This window comes from Alicyclobacillus hesperidum, assembly GCF_900107035.1.
Classification (GTDB): domain Bacteria; phylum Bacillota; class Bacilli; order Alicyclobacillales; family Alicyclobacillaceae; genus Alicyclobacillus; species Alicyclobacillus hesperidum.
Map to the genome: position 1 here is coordinate 46,653 of NZ_FNOJ01000006.1, position 15,307 is coordinate 61,959.

Genomic DNA, 15,307 nt, shown 5'->3' on the forward strand with positions numbered 1-15,307 from the left:
CAGATCAGTGATGCGCCGAGACACCACCGTCGATCGTCAACACAGCCCCCGTCATGTAATCGGATGCGGCGGATGCAAGAAAAACAGCAGCACCCTTTAAGTCAAAGTCGCCGCCAAAGCGCCCCAAAGGCGTCTGTGCCAAAAGTGCCTCGCCAGCCTGGGCGAGAACACCCCTCGACATCTTAGTGGGAAAGAAGCCCGGCGCAATGGCATTGACCGTGACGCCGTGCGGCCCCCATTTGACGGCAAGATCCTTGGTAAATGTCAAAATGGCACCTTTGCTCGTGTTGTAGCCAATGGCATCCATCAATCGCGGATCGACGCCGCCAAAACCGGCAGTGGAAGCAATGTTGATGATCTTCCCGCCGCCTTGCTGAATCATGACGCGACCAACCGCCTGGCTCATCAAGAACGTGCCCGTGACGTTTGTGTCAATGACCTTACGCCAGGCTTCAAGCGGCATGTCGACAGCAGGGGCACCCCAAGTCGCGCCGCTGTTGTTCACTAAGATGTCGATTCGGCCAAACTCTGCCATGGCCCGCTCGACAACCCGAGCCACATCCTCAGGTTGCGCGATATCACAGGACATCGCAATCACCTTGACACCTGTCTCGGCTGTAAGGCGATCCGCCACTTCTCTGCAAGCCTCGACCTTGCGCGAGCACAAAAGCAAATCCGCCCCCGCTTCTGCAAGCGCCTCGGCCAACTGTTCACCCAGTCCACGCCCACCCCCTGTGACAATCGCTACCCTGCCATGAAGATCAAATAAATCACGGATATGCATGGAGTTCCCCTCTCTTATGGCGCCTCACGATACTTCCGCAACTCGTCGCGCGCGATTTGCATAAGATGCACTTCATCTGGCCCGTCCGCAATGCGCAAGGTTCGGGCGTTTGCCCAAAAGGCCGCAAGCGGATAATCGTCGCTCACACCGGCGGCGCCATGGGCTTGGATAGCTCGATCGATCACGCGGAGTGCGACGTTCGGCGCAACAGCCTTGATCATTGCAATTTCGGTACGGGCCGCTCGATTGCCAACCGTGTCCATCATGTATGCGGCCTTCAGGGTCAAAAGGCGCGCCTGCTCAATCTCCATTCGGGACTGTGCAATCCAGTCTTGAATGACTCCTTGGCCGGCAAGGGGCTGGCCAAAGGCCACACGCGATTGTACACGCTTACACAAGAGCTCGAGCGCGCGTTCCGCCGCACCTAATAGGCGCATACAGTGATGAATGCGGCCAGGGCCCAAACGCCCCTGCGCGATCGCGAACCCCTTTCCTTCCCCCCAGATGATGTGACTTGCCGGGACGCGCACGTGATCAAATATAATCTCACCATGACCATGTGGAGCGTGATCGTACCCGAAGACGGAGAGCATGCGTTCGACTCGTACACCAGGCGTATCAAATGGCACGAGAATCATAGACTGTTGTTCATGCCGCGGTGCCTCAGGGTTTGTGCACCCCATGACGATGGCGAATTGGCAACGCGGGTCCCCCGCTCCCGTAGACCACCACTTGCGGCCGTTGACGATATATTCGTCTCCGTCGCGAACAATGCTCGCCCTGATGTTGGTGGCGTCGCTTGAGGCGACGTCTGGCTCGGTCATCGCAAAACAAGAGCGAATCTCGCCAGCTAAAAGCGGGCGAAGCCACCGGTCCTTCTGCTCCTCGGATCCGTATCGCGCGAGAACTTCCATGTTCCCGGTATCAGGGGCATTACAATTAAAAATTTCAGGAGCGATGATAGATCGACCCATGATTTCACAAAGCGGCGCGTATTCGAGGTTTGTTAGGCCTGCTCCATAATCACTATCGGGAAGGAACAAATTCCATAATCCTTGCTCTTTTGCCCGTGCCTTCAGTTCCTCCACAATCGGTGGTATGCTCGACCACCGTCGCGATTTGGTAGTAAGCGCTTTCAGCTGGGCGACGTAAACAGCTTCGTTCGGGTACACATTCGTTTCCATAAACTCCGTGAGCTTTTCTCGTAACCGAGCGACCTTCTCAGAATAGGAGAAATCCATGAGCCCCTCCTGTGTACTGACCGGTTGGTATGTTACGGCGCTATTATAACGCATGGATGCCTGTCCGGGCTACATAGAGATTTTGCACTTTGGATGACAAATCCCGCCTGTCAGACTGCATGAAAAAGTTCATCGCGGCGGACAAGTGTCCTTCCCCAAAAAGACCAGAAGACATCGTAAGTTTGCAATATAGTATACAAGTAGGAAGTCAAGCGCTCAGGCTTGCGTCGTCCTAGGGACGATTGCACGGTATCGTGCCGCCCACAGTAATATTCGCTTCACTGTCGGCCATCTCAATCGTGGTCAGGCTGCCTGACAAATCATCTGTCTGAAGGGAGATAGGAGCTATGCAAAGCATGTTGCGGGTCGTGAAGGTCGAGAACGGTTTCGTTCGGGGGCTCCCGGCAGCCGACCCTCGTATTACAAGCTTTAAAGGCATTCCCTTTGCAGCTCCGCCAGTCGGAGAAAATCGCTGGCGAGCTCCTCAGCCTGCAAAGGACTGGGACGGCGTACTCGACGCTTTTACCTTTGCACCGATTTCCATGCAATCACCCATACACCACAATGAAAACAACATCTACGGTCGAGAATGGCATGTCGATCCGGATACCCCCATGAGTGAGGATTGTCTTTATCTCAACATCTGGACACCGGCACACAGCCCTGACGAAAAGCTTCCCGTGTTTGTTTGGTATTTCGGTGGCGGATTGCAGGTCGGTTACACATCTGAAATGGAGTTTGACGGCGAACGCCTCGCGCGCCGAGGAATCGTCGTGGTTACCGTCAACTACCGCCTCAACGTGTTTGGGTTTTTGTGTCATCCGGAGATTACAGCAGAAGCCCCCGAAGCTCCGACCAATTTTGGACATCTCGATCAACAGTTTGCGACACAATGGGTCAAGCGCAATATCGCTGCATTCGGCGGCAATCCGGAGAATATCACGATTGGTGGCCAATCCGCTGGCGGTGGAAGTGTAGTAAGCCAACTCACGTCCCCCCAGAACGAAGGGCTCGTACAGAGGGCAATTATCCAAAGTGGAATGTTTGGCAGAGTTTATCCCGGCGGTCGTATGCCAGGTTACGGGAGAACGCTGGCGGAAGCTGAAGCGGACGGGATGCAATTCTTTGCGTTTCTTGGCGTATCCTCCCTAGCCGAAGCCCGCCAGCTCGACGCTTTCTATATCCGGGACAAAGCACTCGAATATAAGGGCTTCTGGGGGACTGTCGTGGATGACGTATTCTGCATGGGTAACGGATTTGATCTCTTTGTCGAGGGTAAACACTTACAGGTTCCCGTGCTTGTTGGCCACACGTCTGACGAATTTTATAGCACCCCAAACGTCAAAGATTTAGATGAATTAAAGCAAATGGCCGTCGAACGTTTCGGTGATGACGCGGCAACATATCTTGCGCTTTGCGAAGCAGATGCTCATGATTTCGAAGACGTTCTGAAAAAGGCCACTCTCCATTCCTTGGAGTTTGCTATCCGCACCGCCGTACAAGCCAGTAGCAACTGGAAGACGCAAGAGCCATTGTACTATTACGTATTTGATGCGGAAATTCCGGGGTGGGATCAGCCAGGGGCCTTTCATTCGGTTGATTTGTGGTTTTTCTTCGAGACTCTGGCTAAGTGTTGGCGGCCGTTTGTCGGCAAACATTACGACTTGGCTCGCCAAATGTGTGATTATTGGGCCAACTTCATCCGTTCTGGAGATCCAAATGGGAAAGATGTGACGGGTCAAGATTTGCCACACTGGTATCCCTGCACACCCGATGCGCCGTACGCCATGGTATTCGGCGACGAGCCCAAATTTATCCGACAAGAGCCAAGTCCTCTTATGCAGTTCTTCGTGCAAGCGTACTTTAAGCAAAAACAATACATTTTCTGATTTAAGTACGACGATGTAGATCGGAGGACAAAGTTGCGGCACCATTCGCGACGCTTGGAACATCGGTGTTGCTGACACAGGGTACGCCAGATAACCGTCTGGGCATAAGGGGCTCTAGGGCCCCATTTGCTCAGCTAAACGTACAAAATCCTCAATGGACAAGGCCTCCGCGCGTGCCGAGGGGTTGAGGCCCGCCCTTCGAATCAGGTCGGCTGCTTCCAACTTTGCGATGCCTAGACCGCCTGCCAGCGCATTTTCAAGCGTTTTCCGGCGCGTCGAAAAGGCCGCCCGTACGACTCGAAAAAATGTCTCCTCGTCGGGAGCGCGCAAAGGTGGACGATGCTCACAGTCGATCAGCACAACGGCCGACTCAACCCCCGGTTGAGGGAGAAAGGCACTCGGCGGAACGACAAATAACCGTTGCACCGCACCCCGATACTGTACGCCGACCGACAGGACGCCATAGTCTTTACCGCCCGGCGCGGCTACCATTCGATCCGCGACCTCGCGCTGGACCATGACGACGGCGCGACGAAGTGGCAACTTGGATTCGAGTACGGCAAACAAAATCGGCGTCGTGACATAGTACGGAAGATTGGCGGCAAAGACGAGATCGTCATCCTCTTGCAAAAAAGGGGACACCAAGGTCTCGATATCGACCTTTAAACAATCCGCAAACACGAGCTCCACATTCCCTTGCCCGGCCAGCACGCCACCAAGCAGTGGCCGCAGGGTTTCATCCTTTTCGATAGCCACCACCTGTCGAGCCCGTTCCGCCAATTGCGTGGTAAGCGCTCCAAGCCCAGGCCCCACCTCAAGTGCCACCGTGTGGTCATCGGCGTTGACAGCGGCGACAATCCCATCCAACACACGTGCATCAATCAGGAAGTTTTGCCCCAGTTGCTTCTTGGCGATCACGCCGTACTGCCGCAAGAGCTCCTTCGTCGCCCGCGGTCCAAAATCGACCCCAGCCATCAGTCAGTCAACCTTTCCACTGCTCGTTCGAATTCGTCGCGCGTGACACCATAGGCGTTTAACTTGTGCAAAAACGCCTTCGTATTGCCGTAACCAATACCCAGGGCATCACCGACTCGCTGCCTGCGGATTGCCGCTTGCGGGTGACCTGTTAAGCCATGCTGCAGCAAATCGTCGTAGGTATATTCCTCCTGAACGTATACCTGCTTTGCTACATCTGTCGATCGCGCTGCCAGCAACGCACATTTAACGTCTTCGGAACGTGCGTGTTCGACGCCAAGCCCGCCGTCTGCGATGGCCTTCGCACGTGGCAGATACGCATGTTTGCATCCGGGCGCCAATCTGTCGATGCGGCGCCTGATCCGCTCGCCGGCACCATCCGGATCGGTGAGCAAAATGGCCCCTCGCACCGCGATCGCGCGGCGCAACAGCGCTAGCACCCGCTTGCTCAGCCGATCCCCGCCAAGAACAATGACGTCCGCCTCGACGGCTTCATCGACGCGCTGCTTGTCGTGAATGCCCTCGACCACCACCACTTCCGAGAGTTTTGGCCGTTCGTCTGTCATCTAGCGCTTCACCTTCCAGAACAGCCGATGAGCGTTCTCCCAGGTCTGCTTTGCGCAAGTTTGAATGGACTCACCGCGCGCATAGGCCACCGTATCGGCGACGAGTTTCACGCGTGCCGGCTCGTTGCGCTTGCCGCGAAACGGATGGGGCGACAAATACGGACTGTCCGTTTCGACGAGTAACCTGTCGGGCGGTACCTTCGCCGCGAGCGCGCGCAGATCGTCCGACTTCTTAAACGTAATTGGGCCCGCAAATGAGATGTACATGCCGAGGTCTAAACACCGCACAAGGACCTCCTCGCGCTCGTTGAAACAGTGCATGACACCTCCGACACTCGTTCCGACCTGAGCATTGGCAATCAGCGTGATAACGTCCTCGGTTGATTCCCGGTTGTGCACGATGATGGGCAGCCCCACCCGCTTGGCTATTTCAATCTGTCGTTCCATGACCTCCTGCTGAACGGGCCGGGGTGCATGATCCCAGTAATAATCGAGGCCAATTTCACCAATTGCGACGACTTTTTCGTGCTTGGCGAGGCGTTCGATCTCATCATAGACCTCGCTCTTGACGTCCGCCGCCGACTCTGGATGAATGCCAACCGCCGCATAGATGCCTTCGTGTGCTTCGGCGATGCGGATGGCCGCATGCGCCGTTAAGAGGTCGACCGCCGGAATGACCACGCGGTCGACCCCCTCCTCGCGCGCTCGGGCGATCACCTTGTCGAGATCGTCCGAAAACTGCCCATCCATCAAATGGCAGTGCGTATCAAACAGTCTCACTTGACAATCGCTCCGTTTGGCATGGAGTCAGGTACCGAGACAATGGAGAGCTTATCGCCTTCCGAGGCGCACAAAATCATGCCCTGTGATTCGACGCCGCGCAATTTCGCAGGCTTTAGGTTCGATACGACAACCACCTTTTTGCCGACGAGTTCCTCCGGCTGATAAAACTTCGCGATACCGGAAACAATTTGCCGCTTCTCCGAGCCGAGATCGATATCGAATTGGAGCAATTTGTCCGCACCCTCGACCTTTTTTGCGGTCAAAACCTGGCCGACGCGAAGTTCGACTTGGTCGAACGCGTCAATGCCGATTTGCGGCTTGCCGGTTGGCGCAACCTTTGCCGCCCCCTGTGGCTCTGCCTTGGCTGTCGTATGCTGGTTGGTCGTCATTTCAGTCAATGCTTCAATCTCCTTTTCTACATCGAGTCGCGGGAACAAAGGCGCCGCTTCGGCAACATGCTTGCCGTGACCGCCCATCCCGATGACAGCTGCTGTCCAAGCAAATTCGTCAGCCGTCCATCCGAACTGCTGCCGGATTGCCGCCGGTGCATCAGTCATAAACGGCTGCACTAAAATCGTCGAAACGCGGATGGCCTCGACCATGTGATACAACACCGTCTGTAGGCGATCCGTCTGTCCTTCTTTGTGCAAGCGCCACGGCTGACACTCGTCGATGTACTTATTCGCAGCGCGCACAAGGTTCCAAATCTCCGTCAACGCGAGGGAAAACTGCATTTTGTCCATGTGCTCTTCGACTTTCGCCCGCGTCGACTCAGCCAACTCGGCCAGTGCCTCATCCTGTTCCACGCGTGCGCCCGGCTCAGGCACAATTCTGTCGGTGAACCGCCCGAGCATCGCGGCCGTGCGATGCACCAAGTTGCCAAAGTCGTTGGCGAGATCGTAATTGAGGCGCTCGACCATGGCTTCAGGCGTGAAAACACCGTCCTGGCCAAACGGAATCTCGCGCAACAGGAAGTAACGAAACGCGTCGCGGCCATAGCGATCGATTAAGCGCAGCGGATCGATCACGTTACCTTTCGACTTACTCATCTTCCCACCCTTGGCCAGGAAGAAGCCGTGACCGAATACCTTTTTCGGCAGCGGCAAGCCTAGTGCCATAAGGATGATGGGCCAGTAGATGGTGTGAAAGCGAACGATGTCTTTGCCGACGACGTGTACGTCGGCCGGCCAATACTTCTCAAACTTCGCCCGTTGCTCCGGGTTGTCAGAACCGTAACCTATCGCTGTGATATAGTTGGTCAAGGCATCGAGCCACACGTAGACAACATGCTTCGGGTCGCTCTTGACGTGGACGCCCCAATCAAACGACGTGCGTGATACGCATAAATCCTGCAACCCCGGCTCAATGAAGTTCTTCAGCATTTCCGTCTTGCGGCCAACGGGTTCGATAAACTCTGGATTCTCGTCGTAGTATTGCACCAATTTGTCGACATACTTGCTCATCCGGAAGAAATACGAAGCCTCGCGGACAAACTGTACCTCGCGGCCGCACTCAGGACACTTTCCATCCTTCAGTTCCCGCTCCGTCCAAAATGACTCATCCGGCGTGCAGTACCAGCCTTCGTATTCAGAGAGGTAAATGTCGCCTTGCTTTAAAAGGCGTTCAAAAATGTCGGCGACCACCTTCGTATGCCGCTCTTCTGTCGTCCGTATGAAGTCGTCATAGGAAATGTCGAGTTTCTTCCACAGCGATTGGATCCAGTCGATAATCGGATCGAGAAACTGTTTGGGCGGTAGCCCGGCCTGCGCCGCGCGTGTTTGGATTTTCTGGCCGTGCTCATCTGTTCCGGTCAAGAAATAGACGTCGTAACCGCGCAATCGCTTGTAGCGCGCCATCGCGTCCGCGGCAACGGTGGTATAGGCATGGCCAATGTGCAGCTTGTCATTGGGATAATAAATCGGTGTCGTGATGTAAAACGTCGGCTTTGCCAATGCTGCTTCCCCCTTTTCTTACTGGCACATCACAGTTTCCTGGCAACCACGAAAAAGCCTCGCCCCAGATTGGGACGAGGCTTGGCTCGTGGTACCACCCAACTTCGCCAGTACACCGCAATTTTCGTTTACCGGCCTTGTTGCAGGCGCTCATCTTGCGCCCTGTTCTGTAACGGGAACGTCCGCGCCCGGCTTAGCCAAACTGTAAGCCTCACCGTGCGATTCTCCAGAACCATACTCCCCAACCGCTCTGTTACCGGCTTCCACCATCCCGGCTCGCTGTCAACTGCGTTTTGGGTACCATTCCTTCACCGAATCACAATGTGCAGTTGTGACTTGATTTGCACCCCATAATACGCGATCCACCTGCATATCGCAACTGCCGGTTACCCAACACACGTTTGCGCTCTGGAGCGTAGTTTGAAAGCGAAAGTACATCATGATACGACACATCGATATACTCCGAAAGCTTCATCGCACACGAACACGGAAATCTGAATCATTCGAACAGCTACCTTCAGAAATGTAAGGTCTTGCAAAATGCCAGATATCCAGTATAGTAAGACTATAGAAGTATTTGCATGGCGTGATAGTGATGGTATAGTCGCTGCCGAGCTGTGCGATATTTCAAAAAGAAAAATATTATTGATTGAACGGGGATGGTACAGTGAAGTCTACAGGTATCGTGCGCAAGGTTGACGAGTTGGGTCGTGTCGTGATTCCTATCGAGCTGCGCCGCACGCTCGGCATTGGCGAAAAGGATGCTCTCGAAATCTATGTCGATGGGGATCGCATCATTCTGAAGAAGTATGAACCAGCTTGCATCTTCTGCGGACAAGCGGACGAGATTATCCACTTTAAAGGCAAGAACATCTGCCCGTCTTGCATCTCCGAGATGCAACACGCGTAAGTTGAGACGAGTATAGGCCAAGGCCGCCGCAGGCACCCCCTGCTGTGGCCTTTTTTACTCGACGCAAGACAGCATTCAGTCCTCGCCTTGCGCCAGGGTCGCATTGTAAAGTTCTCGACGCTTCACGCCAAACCGCTCACTCGCCTCGGCCACAGCCTGTTTGTGCGACATCCCTCGCTCCATGGCGCGGTGAACTTCTTCAAAGGCTCTCTGCCACGCGCATTCAGCTTCCTCGGCACGGGCGCGTTGTGCATCCTCTGCGGTCAACCGATTGTCAATTAACACGACATACTCGCCCCGTGGCTCCTCCTCAGCCATTCGCTCGCATAACGTGGACAACGTTCCCCGCATAAACGACTCGTGCAGTTTTGTAAGTTCTTTGGCCAAAACCGCAGGTTTGTCACCAAGCGCCTCGCGTAAAAACGCAAGCGTACCCGGCAAGCGATGAGGCGCCTCATACATCACCAGTGTCGCCGGCACAGTCCGAAACGGTTCTAGCCATAGCGTGCGCTCAGACTGCGACCGCGGTGGAAATCCCAGATAGACAAACGGTGTCATGGCGAGCCCACTACCCACCAATCCTGCCAGTACAGCGCTCGGCCCGGGAATGGGCACCACTGGAACGTTCATCGCGATGGCCGTTTCGACCACAATTGCACCTGGATCTGATACGAGGGGCGTACCTGCATCCGATACGAGCGCGATGCGACTGCCTGCAGCAAACTGCTCGCGCAACCACGCCTGACTTGCCCGCTCGTTATGCTGGTGGTAGCTGCGCAGTCGATCCGCTGGGATATCGTAGCGGCTGAACAGCTTGCGGGTTTGCCGCGTATCTTCGCACAACACAAGATCTACCTCACGCAATACCTCAAGAAGTCGCAAACTGACATCTGAAAGATTTCCAATCGGGGTACTGCATACGTATAGACAAGCTGATGACGTTACGCTCGTCTCCAACTATGTTCACCTACCAAAAAAGGGCCTGTCGCAAGCCGAACATCCATCCCAATGAACGGACGGCTTGATACCGACAGACCCTTAGTTGTTCTATCGCAGAAGGCACAGCCCGCCTGTGATTTCAGGCGCGATCGATAAACGAAAGGCAAAACAGACATTCTCCTTCAGTGCGCAAGCTCCCATACTTGACGTTGCAGATGTGGAATCCTTCTCGATAAATACGGCGCAAGTTTTCCTGCGCAGAACCAGACTCCAGGTTGACCGTCTTGCCCAGCGATTCAGCTTGATAATGTTCATTCTCCCGTTGCAATCGCTGGTTTTCTTCGATGAGTTCCTGGATCTTGTGCTTGAGCGATCCCAATTCCTCGTACAACTCGCCAATCCGCTCTTCCAAATTCGCAACTTGTACGAACAAAGATTGCTTGTCCATGTGCGGACACCAACCTCTTTTACGCCATCGCGTCTTGGTCTTGGTACGAATCGTTCTCAAATTTCAAACAACACATCAAACGGCCGCACAAACCCGAAATTTTGGACGGGTTGAGTGATAAGCTTTGATCCTTGGCCATGCGAATAGATACAGGATCAAACTCGCCCATCCACGTTGAACAACACAGCAGGCGGCCACACGGGCCAATCCCACCAAGGATTTTTGCCTCATCGCGGACGCCGATTTGCCGCAACTCGATGCGAACGCGGAAGACGCTCGCCAAGTCTTTTACGAGTTCGCGAAAATCGACCCTGCCGTCCGCTGTAAAGTAGAAAATCAACTTGTTTCTGTCAAATGTATATTCAGCGTCGACCAACTTCATCTGTAGTCGGTGTTTCGCGACCTTTTCGCGAAATGTCACCATGGCTTGCCGTGCGCGCACACGGTTTTCCTCTACAGTCATCTCGTCTTCTGGCGTCGCCACACGCATCACCTGTTTCAAAGGCAACACGACCGAGTCCTCCGTCACTTGGCGACGACCGACAACCACGCGGCCATATTCAACTCCGCGCGCCGTTTCGACGATGACGTGTGAATCCTTGTGTATCGGGAGATCACCGGGATCGAAATAATAGATTTTCCCGGCTGGCTTAAAGCGAACGCCGACAATGTCGTACATTAGGATGAAACCTCCCGCAAACGGATGCACATCTGCTCGAAATTCAGCAAGGCCACCACATGTGACTGTAGCCGTAGGCGGCACTCCAGCACAATTTCAATCGCTTCGGCCCACTGATGAATCTCGAGGATGGGAGCGATGCGCAAAATGGCCTGTTCCCAATCCTGAAACCGACCGCACGGCATGTTGGCACGGACATTCAGGACTTCGCGCAACCACTCTGCGAGCAGTAACAGGCTGTCCTCTGCGGGTAATTGTTCAGATAACGACTGCCACGCTGCCGCCAGCGTCCACGCTGGCGCGCGTTCGACGAGCCACATCTTCGTCCATTTTATCATTTGATCGACGAAGCCATCAAACGAAGGATCTTCCGTCGCATGTAGCAAGCTGTGAAGTTGTTCGGCCGCCGCCGGATCCGTGGAAGTGTATGGACCTGCCGGCGCGAGATCGTACGCAAATGCCCGCGAACGAATGGTCGACAACACGTTCTGGCGGCTCTTGGCCGTCATGATGGCATACACATGCGGTTCGGGCTCTTCAAGCGTCTTCAACATGCGGTTTGCCGCCACGCCAGTCATATGATCCACGCCGTAAAGTATGTAAACCTTGCGACCGCCGTGGGCCTTTGTCGCCAGCCAGTCCTGTACGGCCTCGACATCCGCCGTCTTGAGCCCTTCGGCACCAACCTCGAGAAAGTCCGGATGCGCGCTCGCGGCCATTTGCACGCAAGCACGGCACGTCCCGCAAGGGGCGTCCGCAGGCCGTTCACAAAGCAAATGGCGCGCAACAAACCCAGCCGCCCGCGCTGTATCCGTCGGAGTACCGACCAGTAGTACCGCATGCAACAGGCTCCTGGCCGTCAACGAGGTCATCAACGGCTCGGGTAAACCTACGAGTGACCCATTGGTTGTGTCCCCCGCTGCAGCCACACGCATTCCTCCGTCCTACATCCGTTAGCGCCGTGTTCAAAACTGATCAAATTGTTCAATGTCAAGGACAAAGACCGTCGCGCCACCAACCTGAACGTTGACCGGGTACGGAATATATGACTCCATACTGGCGCCCATCGGTGACATCGGAGCCACGACTTGTTCCCGCGCCTTGCACGATTGCTGAATAATGCTTTTGACGCGATCCACCATGTGATCTTCGGTACCAATCAAGAACGTGGTGTTGCCCGCGTGAAGAAATCCGCCTGTCGAAGCCAGTTTGGTTGCCCTGATATTTTCCTTAACCAAGTTTTGTGCCAGCTTTGCACTATCCTTGTCCTGTACGACTGCGATAATCAACTTCATGGGGGTCACCCGCCTATTCCAAGTCGTTGTTGATGTGATTCCATACAACCCGCTTAATTTCCTGCTGCATCGCTTCTACATCCAAACGCGCGTCAATCCGTCGGATACGCCCAGGTTCCGCAATCTGTAGCGCACGAAAAGCACTTGCTACGCGATCAAAAAAGTCCGCACCCCTCTGTTCGATGCGATCCAAACTACCAAGGCCTCGCGCAGCCAAAAGGCGTTCCCTTGCTTGCACCCAATCGATGTCAAACCACAGGGTTAAATCTGGCATCAGATTGCCCAGTGCAAATGCATTCACGGCACGCACTGCTTCTTCGCCGATACCAAGCCCTGCCCCTTGGTAAGCAATTGAAGCGTCGACAAACCGATCACAGAGCACCACGGCCCCTTCTTCAAGCGCCGGTCGTATGACCTGGTCAACCAACTGAGCGCGCGAAGCTGCATAAAGCAATACCTCAGTCCGCGCCGCCATCTCCGTGTGTCGGGGGTTGAGCAACACAGACCGAACTGCATCGCCAATGCGCGTTCCGCCCGGTTCCCGCGTGCAGACGACGCGAAGCCCTTGTTCTTCAAGCCAGGTGGCCAGTCGCTGGATTTGCGTCGTCTTCCCAGCCCCGTCGATGCCTTCGAACGTGATGAATGTACCTCGTCTGTCAGTCATCGCACACCTCAATCTGATCGCCAAGTTCGATGCCTATAAGCGTCTGTCCTGTGGCCCGAAGGCGCATCAGGACTCTAACGGCCTCTCTGCTCACCAACTGCCCAGGCCAAATCGCTGGAACGCCCGGTGGATAGGGCGCGATCGCGCGCTTACAGACGCACCCGACCGCCTTTGCGAGTGGCACCAGCCGCCCTGTCGCCTCTTCGACTTGACGCGGGCGAAGCACATGCTCGCTACTACCGACCTGGTACAAGGCCTCGAGACTATCCGTATGTGAACGTCGGAGCGGCGATGCCTCAGATTCTTGCCATGCGCGATAGACCGTAAAAAAACGTGCCAATTCGCGCTCGTGTTGGCCAAAACCGAAGATGGCAAGCGCCCCTGTCGCATCGGCAAATTCAAGAAACATCCCATGCCTGTGCAGTTCATCGGCCAATCGCCTGCTGGCGGCGTGATGACCCGTGGGGATCCAAAAGCGCATGGGATCCCTGCCCGGCTCTTGTTCGCGAAACTTCGCTAGTGTCGTTAACGTTACTTCCGCGATCTCGCGACCGATATGCAACCAGGCTTGCGCTGCGTCAAGTGAAGCAAGTAACAAGTAGGAAGGGCTTGTGGTTTGTAAAAAACTGAGTGCTTCGCGAACTGCACGTTGCCGTGCCGCGTCGCCTACTACGTGCACCCACGCCGCTTGGGTCAAACAGGGCAACGTTTTGTGCGGACTCTGAATGACAATATCCGCACCTTGCACGACGCTGTGCGGTGGCAGCAGTGGATGAAGCCCAAAATGCGCCCCGTGCGCTTCATCGACAACGAGTGGCACATCGGCATCGTGACAAACAGCGGCAAGGCCTGCGACGTCTGCCACCAAACCTTGATATGTCGGGGATGTGACGACGACACAAGCAACGTGTGCATGTTTCTTTAGAGCAGCCCGCAGCGTGCTTAACTGTGGGGACTCGAAAGCCTGTAAGTCCGGCCGCCATGGAGATGGCACCCATATAGGTTCAGCGTCAGCATGCACAAGACCGCGCCAGACACTGACATGACAAGGGCCTAGTAGAATGACCTGTCTCCGACTCGGCGTCACACACGCGCGAATCGCGGCCATGATGCAAGCCGTCGCACCGTTGACACTATAGTACGTGGCATCGGCGCCATAATAAGAGGCAGTCAACCGCTGGGATTCGAGAATGCAACCCTCTGTGGCGTGTAAGTTGTCCAATCCAGGCAGTTCCGTTACATCGATGCGCAACGCTTGGCCGAGCCAAGGGGACAAACCTTCGTAAAACAGGCGCCCACTGTGATGACCGGGAACATGAAGCGACGTTCGTTCGTCTTTCACATGCTTCTCGAGTGCATCGAGAATTGGCGTTAGACCCAACCCATCGCCGGACACCCGAATGTGATCCAGCACACACTCGTTCTCCTCTCCAAGGTAAACGCACGACAGCATCGCATATCCATGCAAGGCGCATCATGCGTCAAGTGAAACGCAAACCGGAATATACTTAAGTAAGACGTTCTTTTGCAAGAATTGAATATAACGGTGATTTACAGCGGACGAGGAAAGCTATCCAATGAAAAATCAGGGGACCGCCATTCTCCCTGGCCCTTATGGAAAAATCAATTCTTTCTTCGCTTCCATTCATTGCGAATCAATGAAACGAGCGCGACAACACTCGCCAGGGCATAGATGACGCCCCACAACGGCCAAATGATTTTCGTCACGCCGAATCTCTCCCCCTCTTAACGTAAGGATGCCTGCCCATATAGTAGCATATGAAGAAGCCGCGATCTTGGGCTCAACGGAACGCACTCGAAAGGGCCATTGTCTCGTATGTATCGGCCACATACCTGCACATTATTGAAGCAAAAACGCACCTCGAAACGAGGAGGTCAGCTTTCTCCACCGCGTCCGACGTGCGCTTTCAACGACTTTGTTTTTGCGTCCCCACATGTTAAAGTGACAACGCGGATAGCCAAATGCGCTTCATTTCCTCGACGTAGTACGCATACGCCTCGTCCTCGACGTCGGCATGGACAATCGCGCGCTCACAATCCAAGCAAATCATTTGGCCGCAAATGTGTATGCCGTACAACTTCGGCTTGTGACAGATGATGCATTCCGCCAGCGGCGGCTGCATACTTTCCACTGGATTCATCATCACACATCACCTTCTTC

At 54.9% G+C, this 15,307-nt stretch carries 15 protein-coding genes and 1 pseudogene; 2 read left to right on the forward strand and 14 right to left on the reverse strand.

Annotated features, from left to right (window positions below):
- Positions 1 to 4 precede the first annotated feature (4 nt).
- The gene (locus tag BLU70_RS06190; protein ID WP_074692698.1) at positions 5 to 784 is read right to left on the reverse strand and encodes an SDR family oxidoreductase; all 780 of its coding nucleotides are present in this window, start codon (positions 782 to 784) and stop codon (positions 5 to 7) included.
- A 14-nt stretch (positions 785 to 798) separates the two neighbouring features.
- The gene (locus BLU70_RS06195; RefSeq protein ID WP_074692700.1) at positions 799 to 2,025 is read right to left on the reverse strand and encodes an acyl-CoA dehydrogenase family protein; all 1,227 of its coding nucleotides are present in this window, start codon (positions 2,023 to 2,025) and stop codon (positions 799 to 801) included.
- 356 nt (positions 2,026 to 2,381) lie between these two features.
- Here BLU70_RS06195 and BLU70_RS06200 point away from each other — a divergent pair, with 356 nt between their 5' ends.
- Entirely contained in the window at positions 2,382 to 3,914 is a 1,533-nt protein-coding gene (locus BLU70_RS06200; RefSeq protein ID WP_074692856.1) for a carboxylesterase/lipase family protein, read from the forward strand.
- Between the two features lie 114 nt (positions 3,915 to 4,028).
- On the opposite strand, the gene rsmA is transcribed toward BLU70_RS06200, so the two are convergent.
- Genes rsmA through metG form a run of 4 tightly spaced genes read right to left on the reverse strand, consistent with a single transcriptional unit; the run spans position 4,029 to position 8,190 of the window.
- On the reverse strand, positions 4,029 to 4,889 hold the full coding sequence (gene rsmA / locus BLU70_RS06205; RefSeq protein WP_074692703.1) for a 16S rRNA (adenine(1518)-N(6)/adenine(1519)-N(6))-dimethyltransferase RsmA: 861 nt from the start codon (positions 4,887 to 4,889) through the stop codon (positions 4,029 to 4,031).
- Complete coding sequence (gene rnmV / locus BLU70_RS06210) at positions 4,889 to 5,455, reverse strand: ribonuclease M5 (protein ID WP_074692705.1); 567 nt, start codon at positions 5,453 to 5,455, stop codon at positions 4,889 to 4,891. The genes rsmA and rnmV overlap by 1 nt, the downstream gene beginning before the upstream one ends.
- Positions 5,456 to 6,235 carry a TatD family hydrolase gene (locus BLU70_RS06215; protein ID WP_040288442.1) on the reverse strand — a complete coding sequence of 260 codons (780 nt, stop codon included), beginning with the start codon at positions 6,233 to 6,235 and terminating at the stop codon, positions 5,456 to 5,458.
- Positions 6,232 to 8,190 carry a methionine--tRNA ligase gene (gene metG / locus BLU70_RS06220; RefSeq protein ID WP_074692707.1) on the reverse strand — a complete coding sequence of 653 codons (1,959 nt, stop codon included), beginning with the start codon at positions 8,188 to 8,190 and terminating at the stop codon, positions 6,232 to 6,234. Before metG ends, BLU70_RS06215 begins: the two co-directional genes overlap by 4 nt.
- Positions 8,191 to 8,857: 667 nt before the next feature.
- Here metG and BLU70_RS06225 point away from each other — a divergent pair.
- Positions 8,858 to 9,100: an AbrB/MazE/SpoVT family DNA-binding domain-containing protein gene (locus tag BLU70_RS06225; protein ID WP_040288444.1), complete on the forward strand. Its 243-nt coding sequence runs from the start codon at positions 8,858 to 8,860 to the stop codon at positions 9,098 to 9,100.
- Between the two features lie 75 nt (positions 9,101 to 9,175).
- Here the strand turns inward: BLU70_RS06225 and rsmI are convergent, their stop codons facing one another.
- The 8 genes and pseudogenes from rsmI to BLU70_RS06265 form a co-directional block, all read right to left on the reverse strand.
- Entirely contained in the window at positions 9,176 to 10,057 is an 882-nt protein-coding gene (rsmI, locus tag BLU70_RS06230; protein WP_074692709.1) for a 16S rRNA (cytidine(1402)-2'-O)-methyltransferase, read from the reverse strand.
- 121 nt (positions 10,058 to 10,178) lie between these two features.
- Positions 10,179 to 10,487 (reverse strand): initiation-control protein YabA, encoded by a 309-nt coding sequence (locus BLU70_RS06235; RefSeq protein ID WP_006445701.1) that lies wholly within the window; start codon positions 10,485 to 10,487, stop codon positions 10,179 to 10,181.
- A 40-nt stretch (positions 10,488 to 10,527) separates the two neighbouring features.
- A pseudogene (locus BLU70_RS06240) lies at positions 10,528 to 11,166 on the reverse strand (PSP1 domain-containing protein); the annotation flags it as partial.
- Positions 11,166 to 12,095, reverse strand: coding sequence for a DNA polymerase III subunit (locus BLU70_RS06245; protein ID WP_237716370.1), 930 nt, complete (start codon positions 12,093 to 12,095; stop codon positions 11,166 to 11,168). The gene BLU70_RS06245 and the pseudogene BLU70_RS06240, both read right to left, overlap by 1 nt.
- A 36-nt stretch (positions 12,096 to 12,131) precedes the next feature.
- Positions 12,132 to 12,461 carry a cyclic-di-AMP receptor gene (locus BLU70_RS06250; RefSeq protein WP_006445704.1) on the reverse strand — a complete coding sequence of 110 codons (330 nt, stop codon included), beginning with the start codon at positions 12,459 to 12,461 and terminating at the stop codon, positions 12,132 to 12,134.
- Positions 12,462 to 12,474: 13 nt separating this feature from the next.
- On the reverse strand, positions 12,475 to 13,125 hold the full coding sequence (gene tmk, locus BLU70_RS06255) for a dTMP kinase (RefSeq protein WP_006445705.1): 651 nt from the start codon (positions 13,123 to 13,125) through the stop codon (positions 12,475 to 12,477).
- A complete protein-coding gene (locus BLU70_RS06260) occupies positions 13,118 to 14,539 on the reverse strand; it encodes an aminotransferase class I/II-fold pyridoxal phosphate-dependent enzyme (RefSeq protein ID WP_237716371.1) in 1,422 nt (473 codons plus the stop codon). Before BLU70_RS06260 ends, tmk begins: the two co-directional genes overlap by 8 nt.
- 544 nt (positions 14,540 to 15,083) lie before the next feature.
- On the reverse strand, positions 15,084 to 15,290 hold the full coding sequence (locus tag BLU70_RS06265; protein WP_052012174.1) for a sigma factor G inhibitor Gin: 207 nt from the start codon (positions 15,288 to 15,290) through the stop codon (positions 15,084 to 15,086).
- Positions 15,291 to 15,307: the final 17 nt, after the last annotated feature.

Bases quoted from the DNA above. Each gene is read 5' to 3' on its own strand.
- BLU70_RS06190 (WP_074692698.1), bottom strand. From the start codon at position 784: ATGCATATCCGTGATTTATTTGATCTTCATGGCAGGGTAGCGATTGTC.
- BLU70_RS06195 (WP_074692700.1), bottom strand. From the start codon at position 2,025: ATGGATTTCTCCTATTCTGAGAAGGTCGCTCGGTTACGAGAAAAGCTC.
- BLU70_RS06200 (WP_074692856.1), top strand. From the start codon at position 2,382: ATGTTGCGGGTCGTGAAGGTCGAGAACGGTTTCGTTCGGGGGCTCCCG.
- rsmA (WP_074692703.1), bottom strand. From the start codon at position 4,889: ATGGCTGGGGTCGATTTTGGACCGCGGGCGACGAAGGAGCTCTTGCGG.
- rnmV (WP_074692705.1), bottom strand. From the start codon at position 5,455: ATGACAGACGAACGGCCAAAACTCTCGGAAGTGGTGGTGGTCGAGGGC.
- BLU70_RS06235 (WP_006445701.1), bottom strand. From the start codon at position 10,487: ATGGACAAGCAATCTTTGTTCGTACAAGTTGCGAATTTGGAAGAGCGG.
- BLU70_RS06250 (WP_006445704.1), bottom strand. From the start codon at position 12,461: ATGAAGTTGATTATCGCAGTCGTACAGGACAAGGATAGTGCAAAGCTG.
- tmk (WP_006445705.1), bottom strand. From the start codon at position 13,125: ATGACTGACAGACGAGGTACATTCATCACGTTCGAAGGCATCGACGGG.
- BLU70_RS06265 (WP_052012174.1), bottom strand. From the start codon at position 15,290: ATGATGAATCCAGTGGAAAGTATGCAGCCGCCGCTGGCGGAATGCATC.